Origin of the sequence: Pseudomonas sp. NY15181 (assembly GCF_048068055.1) — a bacterium.
GTDB lineage: Bacteria > Pseudomonadota > Gammaproteobacteria > Pseudomonadales > Pseudomonadaceae > Pseudomonas.
The window spans coordinates 240,233-263,011 of record NZ_JBLUPT010000001.1; the positions used below are offsets into that span (position 1 = coordinate 240,233).

Sequence of the window (22,779 nt, forward strand, 5' to 3'; positions counted from 1 at the left end):
GGTTGTACGCCCTACGGCAGGAGCCGGTGCTTCTGAGGAGGTTGCGGGCAAGTTCGCTCTCACCGGGGGGAGGAGTTACATCGAGCGAACTTGCCCGCAAACGCGGGGAAAACGGATCAGGATGCGACGCTGGCGACGCCCGCGCCGTCGGCCTGGAGCACGCCGGGCAGGTTTTCCCGCAGGTAGGCGACCCAGGTCTTGATCTTCGCATCCAGGTACTGCCGCGATGGATACAGCGCATAGACGTTCAGCTGCTGCAGCCTGTAGCGCGGCAGCACGCGCACCAGCGAGCCGTCGCGCAGGCCGGCCACGGCCGAGTAAACGGGCAGGGCGCCGATGCCCATGCCGGAGCTGATCGCCTCGGTCATGGCGTCGCCGACGTTCACCTGGAAGACCGACTGGCCAAGAGTAATCATTTCCTGGCCGTTGGGACCATCGAACAACCACTTGTCCAGGGGTAGTACTGGACTGATAAGTCGCAGGCAGTCGTGTTCGATCAGCTCCGAGGGGGTTTTCGGCGCGCCACGCCGGGCCAGGTAGTCGGGCGAGGCGCAGAGGATGCTGTAGGTCTCGCCGATGCGCTGCGATACCAGGCCCGAATCCGGCAGTTCCGAGGCGACCACGATGGCCACGTCGAAGCCTTCGTCGAGCAGGTCGGGCACGCGGTTGGCCATGGTCAGCTCGAAGGTCACTTCCGGATGCAGCTGGCGGTAGTCGGCGATGGCGCGGATCACGTAGTGCTGGCCGATGCCGGTCATCGAGTGCACGCGCAGGCGGCCGGCGGGGCGGGCATGGGCGTCGCTGGCCTCGGCTTCGGCTTCCTCGACGTAGGCGAGGATCTGCTCGCAGCGCAGCAGGTAGCGCTGGCCGGCTTCGGTCAGGGCGATGCGCCGGGTGGTGCGGTTGAGCAGGCGCGCCTGGAGGTGCGACTCGAGATTGGCCACCGCGCGGGAAACGTAGGCGGTGGTGGTGTTCAACTGCTGCGCGGCGGCGGTGAAGCTGCCGGTTTCCGCGACGCAGACGAACGCTCGCATGGTCTGCAGTGTGTCCATGGGGGCCTCGTCAGTGGGAGCGGCGTATTGTCACACGGATGGGAACATCAATTGTTTCATTATCGGTAACAAACAATCGCAAATCAGCCGTCTTATCCGTTTCCTTCCGCCTCCCTAAAATTCAATCGCCGCAATTGGCTCTGCCGGCATCTCCACGCCGGCCCCACGCTGAAAAGCTAGATCACTTCCAGGACCCTCACCGTGTCGCGTCACCTCATGAAAGGACTGACGTTCGTCGGCTCCTTTGTCATTTTTTCAACAATCGCCGGATGTATCAGCACCGATGGCATCGCCCCGCAGGAGCAGCGCCTGGGCGACGCCGAGCTGTCCACCGACGCCGCCATCGCGCACGCCAACCGGGAAGCCGGCTGGCCGGCGGAGCAGTGGTGGCGCGCCTACGGTGATCCGCAGTTGAATTCCTGGGTGAAGACCGCGCTGGAGGGCAGCCCGACCCTGGCCCAGGCCGAGGCGCGGGTGCGCATGGCGCTGTCCATGGCCGGCGTCGCCGAATCCGCCGAGTCGCCGCAGATCAATGCCGACGCCTCGCTGACCCGCCACCGCTGGCCGACCGACTACTTCTACGGTCCGGGTGACCTGGCCGACACCACCACCTTCAACAACAACGCCGCCCTGGGCTTCAGCTATTCGCTGGACCTCTGGGGTCGCGAGCGCAGCAACACCGAGCGCTACCTGGACATCGCCAAGATGACCGCCGCCGAGGCGCGCATGGCCCAGCTGGAGCTGGAGAGCAACATCGTCCGCGCCTATATCCAGCTGTCGCTGCAATACGCCGAGCTGGACATCGGCAAGGCCATGCTCAAGCAGCAGCAGGACATCCTCGCCCTGGCCCAGCGCCGCCTGGCCGGCGGCATCGGCACCCATTTCGAAGTCAGCCAGGCGGAAACCCCGCTGCCGGAAACCGAACGCAAGATCGAGTCGGTGGACGAGGAAATCCAGCTGACCCGCAACCAGATCGCCGCCCTGGCCGGCAAGGGCCCCGGCGCCGGTGCCTCGATCCAGCGCCCGAGCCTGAAGCTCGCCGAAGGCCCCGGCCTGCCCAGCAAGCTGCCGATGGAACTGCTCGGCCACCGCCCGGACGTGGTCGCCAGCCGCTGGAAGGTCGCCGCCCAAGCCAAGGGCGTGGACGTCGCCCGCGCCGAGTTCTATCCCAACGTCGACCTGGTCGCCAGCATCGGCTACAGCGCGGTGGGTGGCGGCGTGCTGGAATTCCTCAACGCCGAGAAGTTCACCTACGGCGTCGGCCCGGCCATCTCGCTGCCGATCTTCGACGGCGGTCGCCGGCGTTCGCAGCTGGGCCAGGAATCGGCTGGCTATGACGCCGCCGTGGCGCAGTACAACCAGACCCTGGTCAACGCCCTCAAGGGCATCTCCGACCAGCTGATCCGCATGCACTCCATGGAGCTGCAGCAGGGCTTCGCCGAGAAGTCCGTGGCCTCCGCCCAGCGCACCTACGACATCGCCACCAAGGCCTACCGTGGCGGCCTGACCGACTACCTCAACGTGCTCAACGCACAGACTCGCCTGTTCCAGCAGCAGCTGGTGGAGCAGCAGGTGCGCGCCGCGCGCCTGGCTACCCACGCCGGCCTCGTCGTCGCCCTGGGCGGCGGCCTGATGGACGTCCAGGAAGGGCCGAAGGAGCAGAAGATGGTCCCGGACACCGTCGACGTTCGCGCGGTCAGCGAGCGCTGAGATGGCAGCGAACGACTACAGCGCTCATTCAGCGGCGCCGTTCGACGCCCTGCGCCGCGCGCTGCTGGAATGGGGGCGCAGCGACGGCGTCACCTGGATCTATATCGCCAAGGTGCTGCTCGCCTCGCTGCTGACCCTGTGGCTGGCGATGCGCCTGGAGCTGCCGCAACCGAGCACGGCGACCATCACCGTGTTCATCGTCATGCAGCCGCAGAGCGGCCAGGTGTTCGCCAAGAGCTTCTACCGGATTCTCGGCAGCCTGATCGGCCTGACCGTGATGGTGGCGCTGATCGCCATCTTCGCGCAGGAGCGGGTGCTGTTCCTGCTCGTCTCCGCGCTGTGGATCGGCCTGTGCACCGTGGGCGCCGCGCGCTACCGCGACTTCCGCTCCTACGCCTGCATGCTGGCCGGCTACACCGCGACCCTGATCGGCCTGCCCGCCACCCTGCACCCCGAGGCCGCGTTCATGTCGGCGATCTGGCGAGTGCTGGAAATCTGCCTGGGCATCGCCTGTTCCACCGTGGTCAGCGCCACGCTGTTCCCGCAGACCTCCACCACCGCCATGCGCAGCGCGCTGTACCAGCGTTTCGGCGCGTTCGCCGGGTTCGTCCTGGACAACCTCGGCGGCGGCGAGCGGCCCAGGTTCGAGGCCGCCAACGTGGCCTTCGCCTCCCAGGCCGTGGGCCTGGAAGCGCTGCGCAGCGCCACCCGCTTCGAAGACCCGCACATGCGCCTGCGTTCGGGCCGCCTGTCGCGCCTGAACAACGAGTTCATGGTCCTCACCACCCGCTACAACGCCTTGCACCAGTTGCTCGAGCGCCTGCGCGTGCAGGAGGCCGCGGCGGTACTGCGTGCCTTGCAGCCATGCCTGGACGAACTGGCCCAGGTGCTCGCGCCCTGGCGCGGCCAGTCGGTCACCGAGCGCGACGCCGAGCGCCTTGCCGCGCAGCTGGAAAGCCACCGCTCGCGGATGATGCAGTGCATCCGCGCCGGCCGTGGACAACTGCTCGCCGAGCAGGACGATGCCGCCGCGCTGCTGGACTACAACACCGCTGGTGAGCTGCTCTACCGCCTGGCCGACGACCTCTACAACTACGCTCTGACCCATGCCTCCCTGGCCGCCCACAAGCACGAGCGGGAGAACTGGAAGCATGGTTTCTCGCCCAAGGCCAACCTGGTCGCCTCGCTGGTGGCCGGCGGGCGTACCGCGCTGATGGTGCTGGTGTTCGGCCTGTTCTGGATCGAGACCGCCTGGCCCAGCGGCAGCACCTTCGTGCTCAACGCCGCCGCCGTCGCCGCGCTGGTTTCCGCCGCGCCCGACCCGGCGAAGCTGGCCATGCAGATGGCCGTGGGCACCTTCTTCGCGGCGATCCTCGGCTTCTCCGAAACCTTCTTTGTGTTCCCGCACCTGGACGGCTTCGCCCTGCTGGCCTTTGCCCTGGCGCCGGTGTTCGCGGTGGGTGCCTTCCTCTCGATCAAGCCCAAATACGCCGGCTACGGCCTGGGCCTCTTGGTGTTCTTCAGCTTCGGCGCGATCCCGGCCAACCTGACGGTCTACGATCCGGGTCGCATGCTCAACGAGTACATCGCCCTGGTGCTGTCGCAGAGCCTGGCCGCGGTGATAGTCGCGGTGATCATGCCGCCGACCAGCGCCTGGCTGTGGCGCCGCCTGGAGAACGACCTGCGCCTGCGCGTGGTGGAAGCCATCAGCGGCAAGCTCGACGGCCTGGTGTCGTCCTTCGAGAGCGGCACCCGCGACCTGCTCAACCAGGCCTACGGCGCGGCCGCGCGCAGCCCGCAGATGCAGCGTCGCCTGTTGCGCTGGACCTTCGTGGTGCTGGAGATCGGCCACTCGATCATCGAGCTGCGCGTCGAGCAGGAGAACCTGCCGGACGAGCCCTGCTACGCAGAATCCACGCCCTGGCGGCAGTCGATCCGCGCCATGGGGCGCGCGCTGATCCGCCTGTTCGTGCGCCCCAGCGAGGCCAACCGCGAGCGTGCCCTGGCCGCCGTGGAGCAGGCCATCGATTGCGTGAAGACCACAGACGAGCCGCGCGCCCCGGACTTCGAGAGTTCGCCGCTGCGCCGCGTGCTCAGCTACCTGCACTTCATCCGCAGCAGCCTGCTCGACCCGCAGTCGCCGCTGCGCGATGGCAAAACCTCTTCAGGAAAGACCCGCCATGTTGCCTGACCTGCCCCGCGAGATCGCGTTCCACGGGGTCTACATGCCGACCCTGACCCTGATGTTCATCGTTGCCGCGGTGATCTGCTGGGGCATCGACCGCATCTTCGCCTCCATCGGCCTGTACCGCTTCACCTGGCACCCGGCGCTGTTCCGCGTGTGCCTGTTCGCCTGCCTCTTTGGCGGGCTGTCCTTGACCATCTACACATAACGAGCGTGCATCAATGACCCTCAAATCCATCATCAGCCTGCTGGCGACCCTGATCATCCTGGCGGTCGCCGCGTTGATCGGCCGCGCCCTCTGGGTGAACTACATGGATACGCCCTGGACCCGCGACGGCCGGGTGCGCGCTGACATCATCAACGTCGCCGCCGACGTTTCCGGCGTGGTGGTGGACGTGCCGGTGCGCGACAACCAGCAGGTGAAGAAAGGCGACCTGCTGATGCAGATCGACCCGGACCATTACCGCATCGCGGTGAAGCAGGCAGAAGCCGCGGTCGCCTCGCGCAAGGCCACCCTGCAGATGCGCCAGCTCAACGCCAAGCGTCGCCGCGCCATGGACGAGGAAGTTGTGTCCCGCGAGAGCCTGGACGACGCCAGCAACACCGCCGCCGCCGCCGAGGCCGACTACGAACAGGCCCTGGCCGCGCTGGACGCCGCCAGGCTGAACCTGGAGCGCACCCAGGTGCGCGCCTCGGTGGACGGCTACGTGACCAACCTCAACGTGCACCGTGGCGACTATGCCCGTGTCGGCGAGGCGAAGATGGCCGTGGTGGACGAGAACTCCTACTGGATCTACGGCTACTTCGAAGAAACCAAGCTGCCGCACATCCGCGTAGGCGACCTCGCCGAGCTGCAACTGATGAGCGGCGAGCGCCTGAAGGGTCATGTCGAGAGCATCGCCCGCGCCATCTACGACCGCGACAACCCGGAAAGCCGCGAGCTGGTGGCCGATGTGAACCCCACCTTCAACTGGGTACGCCTGGCCCAGCGCGTGCCGGTGCGCATCCACATCGACGATGTGCCACACGGTGTGCTGCTGGCGGCGGGCATCACCGCCACCGTGATCGTCAATCCGCAGACGCGCGACGCCGAGCGCGCCGACGGCGCGGCCGCCACGGCGCAGTAATGAAAAACGGGAGCTTCGGCTCCCGTTTTCGTTTCCTCCGGGGAGGCACTACACCACGCCCGTCGCCGCGCCCACCGGTGCAATGCCCGTCAGCTCGAGGGCGCCGTGCAGGGTCGGCAGGATGTTCCGACGGCCGATGATGCGCGCCACGTTGTGCCGTTTCATGTCGGCGAGCAGGTAGCGGTTGACGCGGCCGAACAGCAGCGTCACCCCGCGCTTTCGCAGGTGTTCGCACAGGTCGGAAAGGGTGCGTGCTGCGGAGTAGTCCAGCCCGGTGATCGCGCCGGCGTCCACCACGAACCAGCGCAGGCCGGCGGGCGCGCGGTCCACCAGTGCCGTGACCTGCCGGGTGAAGCAGGTATCGTTGGCGTAGAACAGATCGGCGCCGAAGCGGAATACGATCAAGCCGGGCGCCGTCTGCTTGCCCGGCTGCACGGGAACCGGCAGCCAGCGGCCGTCGGCGCCGGGCTCCAGCATCTGGGTGTGCGGCTGGTAGCTGCGGCGCACGTGATGCACCAGCGACAGCGCCATGGCCAGCAGGATGCCCTGCTCGACACCCACCAGCAGCACGGTGCCCGCGGTGATCAGCGCCATGCGGAATTCGCTCGGGCTTTCCGCGCGCATGGCCAGCAGCGTCTTCATGTCGATCAGTCCGAGGGCGATGGTGAACACCACGGCGGCCAGCACGCAGTGCGGCAGGTACTGCAGCCATTGGCAGAGGAACAGCACCACCAGCGCCACCACCAGGACGCAGCTCAGCTGGGCCACCTGGCTGCGCGAGCCGGCCTGCTCGGCCATGGCGGTCTGGGTCGGGCTGCCGTTCACCACGAAGGCGCCGCTGAACGCCGCCGCCGTGTTGGCGGCGGCCAGACCGAGGATGTTGCCGTTCTCGTCGTCGTGCTCCTGGTGGCGGTCGGCGTACACCCGGGCGGCGGCCGAGCTCTGGGCGATGATCATGATGAAGCAGGCGGCGGCGATCGGCAGCAGTTCGACCACCTGCTTCCAGCCCAGCGCCGGCAGGGCCAGCGTCGGCAGCCCGCCGGCGATCGGGCCGAGCACGGCGAGCCCGTGGCCGGCGAAGTCGAAGCGGGCGCTGGCGGCGATGCAACCGACCATCAGCAGCAGGGGAATCGGCCAGCGTGGCAGCCACTGTTTGGCCGCCAGCAGCAGGGCGACCAGCGAAAGCGCCAGGGCGGCCGAGGGCAGGTGAACCTGTTGCAGGTGCGTGGCGAGGAACAGAGCCTTTTCCACCGAGGTGGAAGCGGGCACGGCCAGGCCGAGCATGTCGCCGCACATCGCCAGGGCAACCTGCAGGCCGACGCCGACCAGGAACCCGGTCAGGGCCGTGCGCGACAGGAAGTCGGCGAGAAAACCGAGCCTGAGCAGCCGGGCGATCAACAGCATTGCCGCCGTCAGCAGCGCCACGGTGCCGGCCAGGGCGATGTATTGCGCGCTACCGATGGGCGCAAGGCCAGCCAGGTGTCCGGAAAAGATGGTCGCGGTGGCCGAGTCGGCGGCGACCACCAGATGCCGCGAGGCGCCGAACAGGGCGAAGGCCAGCAGCGGCAGCAGTGCCGTGTACAGGCCGGTGATGGCGGGCATGCCGGCAATGCGGGCGTAACCGAGCAGTTGCGGGATATCCATCGCCGCCAGGGAGACGCCGGCCAGCACATCGCGCAGCGCGCCTTTGCGGGTGAGGGGAAGAATGCCTTGCAGGAGTTTCGGTCGCTTTGCCATCGCTGATGCGCCTCGAATGGGAGCAGGCATTCGAGCAATCGCATCGCCGGGGGAACAGGGGATGACTTCCCAAGGCGTTATCGGAGACTTCGCCGTGAGCGGTCAGCCGTCGCTGCGCTGACGGTTACTGCAGCTCCCGAGAATGTCCGCACCGTGGCAGCAGGTCGCTCCGCGCGGATTTATCCACAGGCCGTGGACCCTGCCTCAGACCAGCCCCGGCGCGGCAAAGTGCGGGCGAACCGGGTAGCCGTCGAGCAGTGCGTTGGTTTGTTCCGGGTCCAGTGCGCCGTTGAAAGGCACGCCCAGCGCCTGGCGGTGGATGCCGGTGGCGGCCAGCCAGAGGGTGTCGATGCGCGCGGCCAGCGCGCCGGGTACGTCGGTCACCAGCGAGTCGCCGACGAACAGGATGTGCCGGGCGCCGCGTGCTTCCAGCTGGCGCTGGGCGATGCGGAAGGCCGATGGATCGGGCTTGCCGTACCAGTGCACGGTGCCGCCCTCTTCGGCGAAGGCTTCGGCCAGGCGGCCGGCGCCGAATACCGTCTTGCCGCCCGAGATCACCACGCGGTCCGGGTTCGCGCACAGGAAAGGCTTGTCGGTGGCGCCGCGCAGCGAGGCGAAGCGCGCCTCCAGCTCATCCTGGGGGAAGCTGCCGACGCCGAGGATCAGCGCGGCGCTGTGCAGGTCGCTGCAGAAGCGCTCGCGGATGTCGATGGGCCAGGTGGTCAGCGCATCGCCCACGCCGACGGTGTAGATGCCGCCGCGCTGGAAGTCGCGCTCATGGGTGAAGGCGTCGATGGCCAGTTGGCCGGAGGTGGTGATGCCGCTGTAGAGGTCGCGGGAGACGCCGAGGCGCTCCAGGGTATCGGCCATCTCGTTGACGCTGCGCGAGGCGTTGCTCAGGAACCACACCGGACGCCCTTCGGCGGCGCGTCGGCGGAGCCAGGCGAGGGCGCCGGGGAAGACGTCGAAGCCGTCGATCAGCACGCCCCAGAGGTCGAGCAGGAAACCGTCGTAGTCGGCGCAGAAGGCGTCCAGCCCGGCGTGGTCGATGTAGCGGGTGTGGGTGACGGCGCTGAAGCGGGAGGAGGTCATGACGGGCCTGGCGAGCGGGTGGGAAAGTCGTCTAACCCTACCGCACTCGCCGGCATTTGGCGTGAGCCGAAGTTAATCAGTGGCTGGGGTACGGTGCATGCGCTTCGCTGAAGGCGCTCACAGCAACTCCTTGAGGTGGCAGGTGGAGAAGACGCTGGTGCTGCAGGCGCCGCTGGCCAGGGCCTGGCGCAGCTTGTCCACGTCGGCCTTCTGCACGTAGGCGATGGCGTCGGTCATGTCGTCTTCGGTGCCGAAGCCACCCTGGGTCATTTCCTTCAGCGCGTCTTCCTTGCTCCAGCCCTCGACCACGGTGCGGTACATGGCCGCGAACAGGCCGGTGCGGTCACGCCCGTGCTTGCAGTGCATCAGCACCGGGCCCTGCTGCTGCGCCTGCTGGACGATGCGCAGGACCTTCAGCACGTCGGCGTCGTCGACGCGGTCGGCGTGGGTCGGGAAGCTCACCACATCGATCGGCTGCTCGCCGATCCAGGTCTTGTCGTCGTCCTTGATGAAGCTGACCACGGTCTTCACCTTGAGCTGCTCAAGTTCCGGCAGGTTCTGGCTGCCGGGCAGGGCGCTGCGGTAGAGGGTCGGCGACATCTGGTAGAGGTTGAACGATTTGTCCACCGGCTTGGCCCAGTCGGCCGGCGTCTGCCCGGCGGCGAGGGCGAGTGGGCCGAAGGTCAGCAGGGCGGCGGCGATGGTGCCACGAAGGGTACGGGACAGGGACATGGGGACTCCTCAACGAACCGCGCCACAATAGGCACGCAGGAGTCGAGTGCGAATGAAAAGGAGGTGAAGAAAGCGTGAAGCGGCCTCAGCGTGACTGGCTTGGCAGGAACCGCGCCAGCACGCCGGGGCGGAAGAACCACCAGAGGCTCAGCGGGTAGCACAGGTAGCTGAGGGCGAAGATCAGCAGCGCCGCCGGGCTGGGCGTGTTTCTCCAGGCGGCCATGGCGATCAGGATCAGGTAGAGCACGGCGAGGCCGCCGCCATAGAGCGCGGTCAACCGCCAGCGCTCGCCAGTCTCGGCCAGGCGCTTGTGCCGGCGGGCGAACCAGAGGGCCATGCCGGCGGCGATCAGCGCGGCCACCAGCAGGGTCGCCGGCACGCCCCCGACCCGCAGCAAGCCTCGCGCCACCACGTTGAGGAAGAAGGCGGCGAGGATGCCGGCCAGGGCGAGGTAGCGGACCGGGTAGGTCATCAGAGTTGCCCGTCGAGACCGAAGCGCTTCTTCAGCACCTTGTCCATCACCCCGCGCGGCATCCAGCGGGCGAGGAAGGGCAGGGCCCGGCTGCCGTTGCCGATGCGCACCAGGCGCGGGCGTGGCGAGCGCTGTACGGCAGCGAGCAGCTGGCGGGCGAAATCGCTGGCCGGGGTGGGCTTGTCCTGGGAGGCGGCGGCGCGTGCCTGGATGAAACTGCGCAACGGCCACCAGGCCGAATCCTCGCTGACCACCGCCGCCATCTCGCGGCTGGCGTTGGCGCCGAAGTTGGAGGCGATAGCGCCGGGTTGCACTTCCAGCACCTCGATGCCGAAGGGGGCGAGTTCCAGGCGCAGCGCCTCGTTCAGCGCATGCACCGCCGCCTTCGAGGCGCAGTAGGCGCCGGCGAAGGGCGTGACCAGCACGCCGGACACGCTGCCGACGTTCACCACCAGCCCGCGCCGTGCGCGCAGGGCCGGGAACAGCGCGCGGGTCAGGCCGACCACGGCGAACACGTTGGTCTCGAACTGCTGGCGGATCGCCTGGCTGCCGCCGTCCAGCAGCGGTCCCATGGCGCCGTAGCCGGCGTTGTTGACCAGTACGTCGAGGCCGCCGACTTCGCGCTGCAGCTGTTCGGCGAGCCGCGCCACGGCGGGTTCGTCGTTGACGTCCAGCTGCACGCCGCGCAGGCCCGCCTGGCTGAGGGCGGCGACATCCTCGTCACGGCGTGCCGTGGCCCAGACCTGGTAGCCGGCATTGCGGAAGGCCTCGGCGAGGGCGCGGCCGATGCCGCTGGAGCAACCGGTGATGAGTGCGACGGGTTGGGGCATGGCGAGCGGTCCTTGGGCAATGGGCGGCACTAACGTACCGGATTGCGGCGGGCGGGTGAATCACTTCGGCGGGCCGAAGGTCCGCGCCAGGCGACGTGCGCTCTGCTCCAGCCGCTGCGTGGAGAGTTTGCCGTCGTCCAGAGCGCGCAGGGCGCAGGCCAGTGCGGGGTAGATCTTCTCGTCGTCGTAGCTGACCAGCAGCAGATCGACACCGGCGTTCAGGGCCTGCACCGTCGCATGACAGAGGCCCTGGTTATAGGCGGCCGCCATGGTCAGGTCGTCGGTGATCAGCACGCCGTCGTGCCGCCAGCCCTCGCGGATGATCTTCTGCACCACGGTGGCGGAGAACGACGCCGGGTTGCGCGCATCCAGCTCCGTGACCTTCACGTGGCCCAGCATGATCAGCGCCTGGGTCTGCTGGGCGACCTGGCGGAACGGGCGCCAGTCAAAGGCCTGCAGGCGTCCGACGTCGGTCGTCAGGCTGGCGGAGAAGTGGTGGGTGTCCTGCGGGACGCTTCCCAGCCCCGGGAAGTGCTTGAGGGTAGCCCGCACCCCGCTCTGTTCGAGCCCGCGGACGTAGGCGAGGGCGACGGCGGTGGTCACTTGCGGATCGGGGGAAATCGCACGCAGCGCGATGGCGCTGTGGAAGTCCAGGCGTGACCGCTGCGCCGGCGTGAGGTCCACCACCGGACTGAAGTCCAGGGTGACGCCCAGCTCGGCCAGTTCGCGGCCCTGGGCTGCCCCGTATTCGAAGGCGGCGGCGGCCAGGGCTTCCGGCGTGGAATTGGCGTTCAGCAATGCGGCCAGCGGGGGACGCTGCGGCAGTGGGGGAGACAGGCGGGACACGATTCCACCCTCCTGGTCGGCGGCGATGATCAGCGGCGGTAGTCCCGCTTCACGCCGCAGTGCCTGCCATTCGCCGATCTGCTGGCGAAGGGCTTCGGCGCTGCGCCCCTGGACGTTGCGCGCGGTGATGAACAGGCCGGCGACCAGTCCCTGGCGAATCAGCGGCTCGACGGTGCGCGGGTCGCCGACGCCGATGATGAAGTGCCCGCCGAGCGCCTGCAGGTTCGCGTTTCCGCTCTCCAGGACCAGGGTCTTGTCGTCGAGCAGGCGGTAGTGGTTCCAGCCCGCCAGCAGCATCGCCAGCAGCAGGAGAAGACTGCCGACCCAGCAGTACCAGCGTCGTCCGGACCTCAGCCAGATGAGGATGCCCACGGCGCAGATGATCAGCAGCATCGGCAGTGCGAGCCGGCGCATCGGCAGCAGGTGAGGGTCCTGCAGGTTGTTGGCCAGCACCAGCAGCAGGATGCTCGCCAGCCATCCCAGGCCAATCAGGAGTCGGGTTCGAAGCGTCATGGGGTTCCTTCCGCCAGTGACGGGGAGCGAGGTCAGTTGCCGAAGCGGCCGCTCACTCGTTCCGCGCGAAATTCCAGGGTACTGGCCCGGTAGCCGGGGCGCAGCGGTGGCAGCGGCAGGCAGTCGCTCCAGGCATCGCCGGCGAGCAGCGCGCCGGGGCCGCGGTAGCGCGGGGCCTCGTAGAGGTTTTCAGCCAGGTCGGTGGTGTCGCCGGGGCGGTAGGCGGCGACCTTCCAGCGCAGCTCAAGCAGTGGGCGCGAGGCGCCGTTCTTCAGGCTGACCGCCAGCGGGCGGCCGGGTGGGCACTGTTCGGGTTGGTAGGCGATGCGCAGTTCCAGGTGTTGCAGCTGGCGGGTGTCGTTGCTGTCCTGCCAGATGGCGAGGGTGATCACCGCCGCCAGGCCGACCAGGCCGGCGCCGGAAATGGGCAGCGCGCGGGATGGGTAGCGGATCAGCAGGATGATCCAGGTGACGATCAGCAGGATGCCGTACAGCATGGAGCGCTCCGCGGGGATTTGCTGATTACCTTAGCAGGAGGTGGGGGGGGGGCGGGTTGATGTAGCGCTGCATGCGGCCTCGTACTCCTGTAGGTGCAAGCTTGCTTTGGGGTTGGGTGTTTCTGCGCCGCTTCGGTGTGCGCTGAGAGATTTTGTTTCGCCCCCTCGGGCGACCTCCTTTGGCAAACGCCCCAAAGGAGGCAAAGGTCTTGCCCCATCATCCGGGTCCCGCTTCGCGGGGCTCCCCTCGTTCCATCGAAGTTTCAGGGGCACGCCGCGAAGGGCCATCCCTGGCCCATCGCGGCTCTCGCGGCATCCATGCCGCTCAACCCCTGAAACTCCGACTCCACTCGGCCTCCTGAAGGGGCGCTCGGAGTGCGCGGATGCTGCTCTGGAAACCGCTTTTTTGTAGGAGCGAGCTTGCTCGCGAACCGCTCAACGCTGATGCGGCCGGGTAATTCTGTTCGCGAGCAAGAACTAGGCGTCCCCCTCGATCCTACGAAGAGCAATCCAGCATGAAGCAGCCAAAGTCGAAGGCGCGCGCAGAGTCCCGTCAGGAGGCCGAGTGGAGGTATTGCGCAGAGGGGCGAGCGGCATGGATGCCGCGAGAGGCGTAGAGGGCCATGGATGGCCCTTGTACGCCGACCCTCGGAGCGATACCGGAGCGAGGGAAACGGAGCGCAGCGTAGTAACAGCCGAAGGCTGGCCCGAAGGGTGAGCGCAGCGAATCAGTCCGGCGAAGCCGGACCCGGATGTCGGGACGAGCCTTCTTGGTTACTTCTTTGGCGTTTGAAAGAAGTAACTCGCCCGAGGGGGCGAAACAAGAAACATCCGAGCACACCGAAGCGGCGCAGAAACACCTAACCGCAATACGGCGGATAACGCCAGAGGCGTTATGCGCCCTACGAAAATCACCGCGCTCAAACGGGGCCGACGGCAGAGTGCGGTTCGCGAGCAAGAACCGGGCGTCCCCCTCGCTCCTACAGATAGTCGCCGCAGCGATCCTGGGGAATCTGCCTGTGGCGGATTTCCATTCCTATGAATTGATACAGCCATTTCGCGTATGAAATTTCCGTATCATCCCAAAGCGTTCCGAGTGAGCTAACGGAGCCTGCCGGGAGACAGTACCTTTGCGCACGGTGCTGAACACACCCAGTAGGCGGTCTTCCGCTCCCGTTGGAAATTGCGGTTTCTATATTGATGGAAACTGAAATGAATCAGCAGTCGACAGGCTCCTTCTGCAACGCTCTTGGTACAGATAACGAAATCCTCATCCCCACCACCTTCATCCGTCACCGCCGCCAACTGCGCGCCGTCCTCCTCGACGACGAACCCTGGTTCAGTGCCACCGACCTGGGTCGCCTGATCGGCCGCCCACTCGATGAGCGCCTGCACAACAGCCTCGACCCTGACCAGCTCCGCTCCTGCTGGATCAAAGACAGCAACGGCCAGTACGAAAAGTCCCTGCTGGTGAATGAGTCCGGCGCCTACGCCGCGCTGATCTTCTATTACCTCCCGGAGAACCGCTGCATCCGTCACTGGCTCAACCGCCAGGTGGTGCCCGCGCTGCGCAGCGAAGAGCACCCGGCGTTGCGCCCGAGAGAGCGGCAGCTCAATTGGAGCGATCAGTGCCTGGGCGTACTGGAGTGGCATGGCCGGTTGTGGGTGCCGTTCGAGGAACTGCCCAAGGTGGCCCGGCTGGAAACACCCCAGGCGTAGATTTTCGTCGCACGCATAAAAAAGCCCCCGCACCAATCGGTGCGGGGGCGTTGGCGCCGATGAGGGAAGCGCCAGACTCAGCGGGCTACCGCGCGTAGCGGTTCCACGTTATCCGTGGTGCGCCCGTAGACGTCTTCCAGACGCTCGATATCGTCCTCTCCCAGGTAGCTGCCCGATTGCACTTCGATGATCTCCAGCGGGATCTTGCCCGGGTTGGCCAGGCGGTGGACCGAGGCGATCGGGATGTAGGTGGACTGGTTCTCGGTGAGCAGGAAGGTCTGGTCGTCACAGGTCACCTGGGCCGTGCCGGAGACTACGATCCAGTGCTCGGCGCGGTGGTGGTGCATCTGCAGCGACAGGCGTGCGCCGGGCTTCACGGTGATGTGCTTGACCTGGAAGCGGCCGCCCATGTCCACCGAGTCGTAGGAGCCCCACGGACGGTAGACCTGGCAGTGGTTCTGGGTCTCGCTGCGGCCGGCGGCGTCGAGCTGGTTGACCACCTTCTTGACGTCCTGCACGTGGTCCTTGTGGGCGATCATCATGGCGTCCTTGGTCTCGACGACCACGATGTCTTCAAGGCCCACCACTGAGACCAGCTTGCCGTTGCCGTGCACCAGGCAGTTGCGGCTGTCGTGGACGACCACGTCGCCCATGGTGACGTTGCCGTTGGCGTCCTTCTCGTGGACTTCCCAGATCGACGACCAGCTGCCGACGTCGTTCCAGCCAGCGGAGAGCGGTACCACGCAGGCGCGGCGGGTCTTTTCCATCACGGCGTAGTCGATGGAGTTGTCCGGGCAGCACTCGAAGGTGGCGGCATCGATGCTCACCACATCGCCGTCGCGCTGGCTGCGCTCCAGGGCCAGCAGGCAGGTGTCGTAGATGTCGGTGTCGTGCTTCTTGAGTTCTTCCAGGAAGCGGCTGGCGCGGAACAGGAACATGCCGCTGTTCCAGTAGTAGCCGCCTTCCTCGACGAACTGCCTGGCACGGGCTTCGTCGGGCTTCTCGATGAAGCGTTCGACGCGGATCACGCCGTCCGGCAGGCCGCGCTCATCGCCCGACTTGATGTAGCCGTAGCCGGTTTCCGGGCGGCTGGCGGGGACGCCGAAGAGCACCATCTCGCCTTTTTCGGCGGCGTTGGTGGCCAGGGCGAGGGCACGCTGGAAGGCACGCTGGTCCTCGATCACGTGGTCGGCGGGGAGGATCAGCAGCAGCTCGTCACGGCCTTCGGCGATCAGTTTCATGGCGGCAATCGCCACCGCCGGCGCGGTGTTGCGGCCGAAGGGTTCGAGCAGGATCGCCTGGGTCTTGAGGTTCAGCGCCTCCAGCTGCTCTTGGACGATGAAGCGGTGCTCCTGGTTGCTCACCACTACCGGTGCTTCCATGCCGTCGAAGACCAGGCGCTCCAGGGTCTGCTGGAACAGGGTGTGGTCGCCGGTGAGGGCGAGGAACTGCTTGGGGTACTGCTTGCGGGAAAGAGGCCAGAGTCGCGAGCCGCTGCCACCGGAAAGGATTACTGGAATCATGGGGTTTCTCCTAAAGCGTTCATGCGTACTGTTTGCCGCGCCACACCATGTGACCCGACGTGCCTTGTGGGTGACCTCTCCTGTGCATGCCGTCGTTGCGGCGCACTGATTCTTCTGCCGGTGCGATGCCGGTCTTTTTGTTCTGGAAGGGCAGGGGCGCCATGGGAGCGCCCTCACCCCGAGGCTCGCCCCGGAGGGCGAGCAGGCAGTTCGTGCCGGCGGGAGACGCGCAGTCTCGTCCGCACTCCGGGTGGGAGCGGTTGGGGAACGGCCGCCGGCTCATGGGATCAGTCCACCTTCACCGGGCGCTTGACCCATACCGGGTTGAGCTTGGCGCCTTCACCGGTGACGTAGAGGCAGACCACTTCGCCGCGCTCGAGGGTGACGGGCTTGAGGTCGCTGACCTTCTTCGCGCCGTCGTACAGCGCCAGGTTCACTTTCACCGGGTTGATCTCGCGGTCGCCGTGGCTTTGCGGGGCGACGCTGGCGACCACGTCGGTCTTGCCGTCGGCGGTCTTCAGGGTCAGGGCCTGGCCACTCAGGTTCTGTACGCGGACCAGGGCTTTCTGCTTGTTCTTGAACGGCGGCTCGGGCACCAGGCGCGGCTGGCCGCCGGGTTGGCTGACGAGGGTGTAGTAGGCGTCCGGGTCGAGTTTCACCGGCAGGCTTTGGGTACCGATTTTTGCGGTGTAGTTGCCCGGCGGAAGGAACTTGAAGTCGCTGGAGCCCTGCGGCGAGACGTCGTTCAGGGTGGCGTTGCCGACCGCGACGTTCAGCTCGGAACTGCCGGCGTTGTAGGCCCGCACGAAGGCTGAGCCCTTGGGCGCCTGCGGCCCGTAGAGCGCGCCTTCACCGCCGGCGAAGGCGCCGAAGGATGCGGCGCCCAGGGCGAGGGCCAGTGCGGACGACTTCAGGGTGCGAATGGTCAGTCGGTTCATGGGGTGTACCTCCGTCTTTCTCTCTTGTGGGCACGGAAGGTGCCCTGTAGCGGCGCTCAGTGCGCCGTTGGGTTGCCTGCCTGGTTGGCGGCCAGGCGTTCGTCTCGGTTGCCCGCCGCGCGCAGCTGCGCCACCCAGTCCGGGTTGAACTGGCTGAGGTCGCTGTGCATCGGCAGGTAGCGTTCGGGGAATTCCCAGATCAGCAGTCGCGCCGGCTTCTGCTTGAAGCCTTCGTCCTGCAGGAGTTCGAGCATCGGCTCCAGGGGACCCTTGCCCTCCTTGGCGTAGTTGATGACATCCGCCGAGAGCGCCTGCTTGAGGGCGCCGGCGAAGTTCCAGCGCGGGTTGGCGCTGTAGCTGGTGCCGACCAGGGCGACCTGCGGCTGGGCGCTGTCGCCGAACAGGTCGCCGCTGCCGTCGGTGGGGGCCGATGCGGCGTCCTCGGCCGGGTGGGTCTGGCGCTGCTCGAGCTGGTCTTCGGGCGGCAGCAGGTTGGTGAACAGCGGGTCCAGCGGTAGGAAGGTGAGCAGGTCGCCCTTGTGCGGGCCGCTCTTGCCGGCTTCGGTGATGAAGGTCTGGGTCGGCAGGTCTGCGCCCTGGCCTGCGCGGATGCTTTCGCCCAGTCGCTGGGCCACGGCTTCGGCGCCCAGCGGCGTCCAGTGGGTGTCGGTGCGCAGGAAGACCTGGCCGTTGTCCTTGGCCTTCTCCAGCGTTTCCAGCAGTTCGGGCGCGGCCATGCCGGCCTGGCGGGCGCGTTGCAGGAAGTCCTGGTAGAGCGAGGCGTGCAGCGTCGCCGGTTGTTCCTTGCCGAGGAATTCGGGGTAGAGGCGGGTCTTGGCCGGGATGATCGCCAGCACCAGTTTCACGCCACGGCGCTCCAGCTCCTGCTGCACGCCGCGCACCAGCGCCCAGTTGTCGTCGAGCTGCTGCTGGGAGGGGGCGGGCTTGAACTCTTCATCGGTGAACAGCCAGCCATCCTTGCCGAGCACCACGCCCGGACGGCCTTCCTCGAAGAGGGTGTAGTCCAGCGCGGCCCAGAGGTTGGTGCCCAGGCGCTTGATCGGAAATTGTTCGTCATAGTGGCCTTCGAAGGCGTGGGACAGCTTGCCGTTGAGCACGGTGGTGCCCTGTGCGGCGGAGAAGCTGGGGAAGGCCTTCAGCGAGAGGCCGGCCAGGCCCAGCAGCATCCCGCCGAACACGGCGATGTAGGTGTACTGCAGGGGCTTGCTGATGTGCGTGTGTGTAGTCGGTTGCATGATCCGGCCTCGCTCAGAACTGGAAGTAGAGGAACGGCGAGTAGCTCTGCGCCGAGAGCTTGAGCACCGAGGCGGCGAACAGCAGGAGCAGGGCGACGCGCATCGCCAGCACCGGCAGCTGGGTGGTCCAGGCATTCATCTGGATGGCCGCGCCGCTGGTGGAAGCCGAAATGGTGGCGGGACCATTGCTGCCGCTCATGTCGACTTTCGCTTCGGCCTTGGGGGCCTTGCTCTGCAGCGGCTGGTTGTAGAACTGGCGGATGCCGAAGAAGGCCAGGACGATGTAGGCGATGACCAGGGTGCCGACCTGCAGGCCGGTGAGGCTGGCGCGGTTGAGCTCGGAGAGTTTCCAGTCGCCGAAGCTGAACATGGCTTCGTACATGCGCCAGGCCACGTGCAGGTTCTCGGCGCGGAAGATCACCCAGCCGACGATCACCAGCAGGAAGGTGAAGACCCACTTCAGCGGATTGAGTACGTGGGGCGCGGCGTTCACGCCCAGGGCGCGTTCGATGGCCAGCCACACGCCGTGCCAGGCGCCCCAGATGATGTAGGTGACGTTGGCGCCGTGCCACAGGCCGCCCAGCAGCATGGTGAGGATCAGGTTGCGGTAGGTCTGGAAGGTGCTGCCGCGGTTGCCGCCCAGGCTGATGTACAGGTAGTCGCGCAGCCAGGTGGAGAGGCTGATGTGCCAGCGCCGCCAGAACTCGGTGATGGACTGGCTGATGTAGGGCTGGTTGAAGTTCTCCATGAAGCGGAAGCCCATCATCAGGCCCAGGCCGATGGCCATGTCGCTGTAGCCGGAGAAGTCGAAGTACAGCTGCGCGGTGTAGGCCATGGCGCCGAGCCAGGCGTCGCCCGTGGTTGGGTCCTGCAGGGCGAAGCAGTGGTCGGCCACGGCCGCCAGGGTGTCGGCGATGAACACCTTCTTGACGAAGCCCTGCATGAAGCGGGTGCAGCCTTCGGCGAACTTGTCGACGGTGTGGGTGCGGTGGTTGAACTGGTCGACCAGGTCCTTGAAGCGCAGCACGGGGCCGGCGATCAGGTGCGGGAAGATCGCCACGAAGGCCGCGAAGTCGATCAGGTTGTGCGTGGCCGGGGTGTCGCCGCGGTACACGTCGATGATGTAGCTGATCGATTCGAAGGTATAGAAGCTGATGCCGATGGGCAGCAGGATGTGGGTGAGCACGAAGGGCTGCATGCCCATCGAGGTGACGAGCTGGTTGAGGCTGTCGACGCCGAAGTTGGCGTACTTGAAGTAGCCCAGCACGCAGAGGTCGACCACCACGCCGAGGATCAGCCAGCGCTGCGCAGCCGTGGTGCGCACGCCGGCCGCGCCGATGCGCAGGCCGATCCAGTAGTTGAACAGCGTCACGCCGGCGAACAGCGCCAGGAAGTCCACCCGCCACCATGCGTAGAAGACGTAGCTGGCCACCAGCAACAGGAGGTTGCGGTAGCGGTTCCCGCTCAGGTAGTACAGGCCGAGGAAAATCGGCAGGAACAGGAACAGGAACACGTTGGAAGAAAAGACCATTCCGCGTCTCTCTCTGGAGCTTCAAACCTAAGGTCGCTCCAGCCCTTCCGGCGTCTTTCGACGCCTTGAGGAAAGGCCGGGACAACCCGCCAATTCCTCCCCTGGTGGTGCTTAATCTGTTGCGCCCGCCCGCATCTTTATCGCGTGGGTCGGGTGGTGTTGCTTCGGAGCGGGGCCTTGCCCTCACCCCAGCCCTCGGCTTTGGCATCCTGCGTCGCCCTACCTCCTGCATCCATGCAGTCGTCTCCCTGAGGGAGAGGGGGCCGATCGGAGTTGCCGGCCGGCTCGGTGTTTCGCTTGACGCTGATCAGTCCCCTCTCCCCTTGGAGCGGGGCGCGCAGCCAGGGTTAGGGTGAGGGGCTCTCAGGTCTCCTCGCTCGCTATGCCGAACCTCTCGACGTCACGGAGAGGCTGGGGTGGGTCGCTGCTTCAGCTCCCCGCCCCCTGTCGGTTGAAAACCTTGGTCACTTCACCCCCCAGGCGGAAGCTGTTGAACGGCTCCATCTTCTTCTTCCAGTCCTGGGTCTTCGGTGCGCAGCTGTAGAGCGCGCAGTAGGGTTCCAGCCAGGCGAACTTGCTGTTCTCCTTCAGGTCGTCCATGTCCTGGTTGTCGCCGGCCTTCTCGTCGAAGGCTTGCTGGTCGTCCACGCCCTCCATCACACGGTTGGCCAGGCGTTGCAGGGCGCCGTTGTTTTCCCGGCGCAGGTCGACGCCGTTGACCTGGGAGAAGGCGGCGATCATGGCCAGCGGTGTCAGTGCGTAGTTGTGGTAGGACAGGGCACGCTGCCGGCGCTTGAGTTCGTTGGGCAGGTAGCCGTCGTTGTCCACCTGGTTGGCGGCGACCTTGAACTCCTGCACCGACCAGTCGAACAGGTCGCGGCGGTTGGTCACCACGGCGGTGGACATCACCGACCAGGCGGCCCAGTAGGAGTGGTTGTTGATCTGCTTGAGCGGCAGGTCGCTCCAGTCGCGCACCACCTGGCTGCCCAGGGTGCTGAACCAGCTCTCGATGGTCTTCGCCTGCTCGGGGTAGGCCGACAGCGGGCGGCTGCTGGAGAACTTCAGGCGCATGTAGGACGAGGACAGGCTGCCGAGGGCCCATTTGCGCATGGACTTGCCGGTGTGGTTGAAGTCGGTGCTTTCCAGCGCGCCGGCCTGAGCCCAGGCTTCCAGCCAGTTCATCGCGCAGTCCAGGTCGCCCTTGTTGCCGCTGCGCATGTACTGGGTGATCAGCTTGCTGGTGCCGCGCTCCATCTCGGTGATGTCCTTGATCTGGGTGCGGAATTTCTTTTCCGCGTCGGCGTTGAGCGTCGAGCGCGACGAGTCCGAGCCCTCGTACTTGCTGGTGAACTGCAGGCTGCCGGTGTAGGGCGTGGGGGTGGCCGGGCAGCTGTCCGAATCCTTCTTGCTGCCTTTTTCACCGACGGCGGAGAAGTAGCCCGGTGGCGGCACGAGGTCGGCGGCGTTGCCGGTCCTGGGGAACAGGGGGCCGCCGAACAGCGCCGAGACCACGGCGATGGTCAGGCCGACTCGGGCAACGATGGGGGTCTTGATATTTCGCAGGCTGGGCATGGTTTGGTCCCCGCTCTCTCTAGTTGGCGGCCACATCGGCCGACTTGGCTGTGGGGGTCTGACAGAGCTTGGCCTCGACCTCCAGACCCGCCGGCATGTCGTCCGGCGCCTCGATTTCCAGGGAGAGGAACTGCTGGTTCGACCAGTCTTCGTCGTTACGCAGCTCGAAGACGTAGCGGCCGCCGGTGTCCACGGCCTTGGATTGTTCGAGCTTGAGCTGTTCGCGACGACCGTTCATGTACCAGACGGTGTTCTTGAGTTCGTGTACGCCGGGGTCCGAGTAGGTGACGTCGGCGGTATAGCGGCCCGAGGGGATCGACAGGGCGCCGCTGTTGACCAGCACCTCGTTGCTGCCCGGATGCAGCTTGACCTTGCGGGTCAGCGCCGGCTTGCCGTCGGCGCAGCCGTTGTCCACCAGCGGCATGGCCTGGCGGTAGAAACTCTTCTGCGCCATGTCGTAGTGGGTGGCGAATTCCCAGATGAGAATCTTCGGCGGCTTGTCGTGGAATTCCTTGCTGGTCATGTAGGCCAGCAGCGAGCTGTCGAAGCCACCGCCGGAGACCGCGTTGTTGAGGATGTCGACCTTGGCGTACTCCTCCAGGAAGCCGGCGAAGTTGTAGGCCGGGCCGCTGTTGGAGGTACCGACCAGGGCGACCTGCGCATCGCCGCCTTCGCCGAACAGGTCGCCGTTGCTGGAGTCGCCCACCGGCTCGGTCTCGAAACGGTCGACGTACTGCGGCGCGTAGCCGCTGCCGCACAGCTGGGCGGCAGCCTTGTGGAAGGTGCCGAGCTTGGACAGCAGACCCACGCGCTTGCTTTCGAAGTCCTTCTTCGGCACGTCCTTGTACGCCGGGATTTCCTTCAGCGTCGCGGCCACGATCTTCGCGCTGCGCATCGCGCCGTACGGGGTCCAGTGGTGGTCGCCCTTGAAGTAGTAGGGGTGCTCCTGCTTCTCGTCGAACAGCGGGGAGAAGTCCGGGGTGTAGATGCCGGCCTTGCGGAACTGGGCGATGGTCGCCAGGTAGTTCTTCTTCGCCAGTTCGTAGTTGAAGCTGGCCTTCTCCTGCGGGTTGAGCTTCTCGCGGTTCACCAGGCCACGGGTGGGCTGGTAGACCACCACCAGGTCGATGCCCTTGCGCTTGAGTTCGTCGCGCAGCTGCTTGAGCTCGCGCCAGCCTTCGGCCGTGGTGCCGAAGTCGGTACGCAGGTCGTAGGTGGTGCGGAACAGCCAGTCTTCCTGGGCCGGCACCAGGTGGGTGAAGAAGCCCAGGTACTTGGTGTTGTAGGCCGCGTCGTTGGCGGCGGCCGGGCACAGGCCTGCGGCTGGCTGGGCGGTGTAGGTCGGCGCCGCGGCGTCCGCGGCCAGGGCCTGGTGGGCGAGCAGCAGGCTGGCGGTGAGCCCCGACAGGCGCAACAGGTTGGATGTCATACGTTTCATGGGCGCTTC

Annotated in this window: 19 protein-coding genes; 5 read left to right on the forward strand and 14 right to left on the reverse strand. The window is 66.7% G+C overall.

The features are described 5' to 3' along the window. Positions 1 to 116: 116 nt before the first annotated feature. The gene (locus tag ACNFBT_RS01160; protein WP_416745704.1) at positions 117 to 1,052 is read right to left on the reverse strand and encodes a LysR family transcriptional regulator; all 936 of its coding nucleotides are present in this window, start codon (positions 1,050 to 1,052) and stop codon (positions 117 to 119) included. Positions 1,053 to 1,268: 216 nt separating this feature from the next. Between ACNFBT_RS01160 and ACNFBT_RS01165 the strand changes: the two genes are divergently transcribed. From ACNFBT_RS01165 to ACNFBT_RS01180, 4 genes are read left to right on the forward strand one after another with little or no spacing between them, the layout of a single operon-like run. Continuing rightward, on the forward strand, positions 1,269 to 2,762 hold the full coding sequence (locus ACNFBT_RS01165) for an efflux transporter outer membrane subunit (protein WP_416745706.1): 1,494 nt from the start codon (positions 1,269 to 1,271) through the stop codon (positions 2,760 to 2,762). A gap of 1 nt (position 2,763) precedes the next feature. Beyond that, positions 2,764 to 4,953 (forward strand): FUSC family protein, encoded by a 2,190-nt coding sequence (locus tag ACNFBT_RS01170; RefSeq protein ID WP_416745708.1) that lies wholly within the window; start codon positions 2,764 to 2,766, stop codon positions 4,951 to 4,953. A gap of 1 nt (position 4,954) precedes the next feature. Then, positions 4,955 to 5,155: a DUF1656 domain-containing protein gene (locus ACNFBT_RS01175; RefSeq protein WP_416747157.1), complete on the forward strand. Its 201-nt coding sequence runs from the start codon at positions 4,955 to 4,957 to the stop codon at positions 5,153 to 5,155. A gap of 13 nt (positions 5,156 to 5,168) precedes the next feature. Beyond that, positions 5,169 to 6,074 (forward strand): efflux RND transporter periplasmic adaptor subunit, encoded by a 906-nt coding sequence (locus ACNFBT_RS01180; protein WP_416745710.1) that lies wholly within the window; start codon positions 5,169 to 5,171, stop codon positions 6,072 to 6,074. 48 nt (positions 6,075 to 6,122) lie between these two features. Here ACNFBT_RS01180 and ACNFBT_RS01185 read toward each other — a convergent pair whose 3' ends face one another. The 7 genes from ACNFBT_RS01185 to ACNFBT_RS01215 all read right to left on the reverse strand — a co-directional run bounded on the left by ACNFBT_RS01185 (position 6,123) and on the right by ACNFBT_RS01215 (position 12,793). Further along, on the reverse strand, positions 6,123 to 7,811 hold the full coding sequence (locus ACNFBT_RS01185; RefSeq protein ID WP_416745712.1) for a SulP family inorganic anion transporter: 1,689 nt from the start codon (positions 7,809 to 7,811) through the stop codon (positions 6,123 to 6,125). A gap of 204 nt (positions 7,812 to 8,015) precedes the next feature. Further along, complete coding sequence (locus tag ACNFBT_RS01190; protein WP_416745714.1) at positions 8,016 to 8,903, reverse strand: TIGR01459 family HAD-type hydrolase; 888 nt, start codon at positions 8,901 to 8,903, stop codon at positions 8,016 to 8,018. A 117-nt stretch (positions 8,904 to 9,020) separates the two neighbouring features. Further along, positions 9,021 to 9,635, reverse strand: coding sequence for a dual specificity protein phosphatase family protein (locus tag ACNFBT_RS01195; RefSeq protein WP_416745716.1), 615 nt, complete (start codon positions 9,633 to 9,635; stop codon positions 9,021 to 9,023). Between the two features lie 85 nt (positions 9,636 to 9,720). Continuing rightward, positions 9,721 to 10,107 carry a hypothetical protein gene (locus ACNFBT_RS01200; RefSeq protein WP_416745718.1) on the reverse strand — a complete coding sequence of 129 codons (387 nt, stop codon included), beginning with the start codon at positions 10,105 to 10,107 and terminating at the stop codon, positions 9,721 to 9,723. Then, positions 10,107 to 10,937, reverse strand: coding sequence for an SDR family oxidoreductase (locus ACNFBT_RS01205; RefSeq protein ID WP_416745720.1), 831 nt, complete (start codon positions 10,935 to 10,937; stop codon positions 10,107 to 10,109). Before ACNFBT_RS01205 ends, ACNFBT_RS01200 begins: the two co-directional genes overlap by 1 nt. Before the next feature lie 60 nt (positions 10,938 to 10,997). Further along, entirely contained in the window at positions 10,998 to 12,296 is a 1,299-nt protein-coding gene (locus tag ACNFBT_RS01210) for a glycoside hydrolase family 3 N-terminal domain-containing protein (RefSeq protein ID WP_416745722.1), read from the reverse strand. Between the two features lie 32 nt (positions 12,297 to 12,328). Next, the gene (locus tag ACNFBT_RS01215) at positions 12,329 to 12,793 is read right to left on the reverse strand and encodes a multidrug transporter (RefSeq protein ID WP_416745724.1); all 465 of its coding nucleotides are present in this window, start codon (positions 12,791 to 12,793) and stop codon (positions 12,329 to 12,331) included. Positions 12,794 to 14,005: 1,212 nt separating this feature from the next. Here ACNFBT_RS01215 and ACNFBT_RS01220 point away from each other — a divergent pair. Continuing rightward, complete coding sequence (locus ACNFBT_RS01220) at positions 14,006 to 14,512, forward strand: Bro-N domain-containing protein (RefSeq protein WP_416745726.1); 507 nt, start codon at positions 14,006 to 14,008, stop codon at positions 14,510 to 14,512. Between the two features lie 77 nt (positions 14,513 to 14,589). Here ACNFBT_RS01220 and ACNFBT_RS01225 read toward each other — a convergent pair whose 3' ends face one another. The 6 genes from ACNFBT_RS01225 to ACNFBT_RS01250 form a co-directional block, all read right to left on the reverse strand. Next, a complete protein-coding gene (locus ACNFBT_RS01225; RefSeq protein ID WP_416745728.1) occupies positions 14,590 to 16,035 on the reverse strand; it encodes a mannose-1-phosphate guanylyltransferase/mannose-6-phosphate isomerase in 1,446 nt (481 codons plus the stop codon). A 287-nt stretch (positions 16,036 to 16,322) separates the two neighbouring features. Then, entirely contained in the window at positions 16,323 to 16,973 is a 651-nt protein-coding gene (locus tag ACNFBT_RS01230; RefSeq protein ID WP_416745729.1) for an alginate O-acetyltransferase AlgF, read from the reverse strand. Between the two features lie 56 nt (positions 16,974 to 17,029). After that, entirely contained in the window at positions 17,030 to 18,229 is a 1,200-nt protein-coding gene (locus ACNFBT_RS01235; RefSeq protein ID WP_416745731.1) for an alginate O-acetyltransferase, read from the reverse strand. Between the two features lie 13 nt (positions 18,230 to 18,242). Beyond that, positions 18,243 to 19,760 carry an MBOAT family O-acyltransferase gene (locus ACNFBT_RS01240; protein WP_416745733.1) on the reverse strand — a complete coding sequence of 506 codons (1,518 nt, stop codon included), beginning with the start codon at positions 19,758 to 19,760 and terminating at the stop codon, positions 18,243 to 18,245. A gap of 429 nt (positions 19,761 to 20,189) precedes the next feature. After that, positions 20,190 to 21,314, reverse strand: a complete 1,125-nt coding sequence (locus ACNFBT_RS01245) for a mannuronate-specific alginate lyase (RefSeq protein WP_416747159.1) — start codon at positions 21,312 to 21,314, stop codon at positions 20,190 to 20,192. A gap of 37 nt (positions 21,315 to 21,351) precedes the next feature. After that, complete coding sequence (locus tag ACNFBT_RS01250; protein ID WP_416745735.1) at positions 21,352 to 22,770, reverse strand: alginate O-acetyltransferase; 1,419 nt, start codon at positions 22,768 to 22,770, stop codon at positions 21,352 to 21,354. Between the last annotated feature and the right edge of the window lie 9 nt (positions 22,771 to 22,779).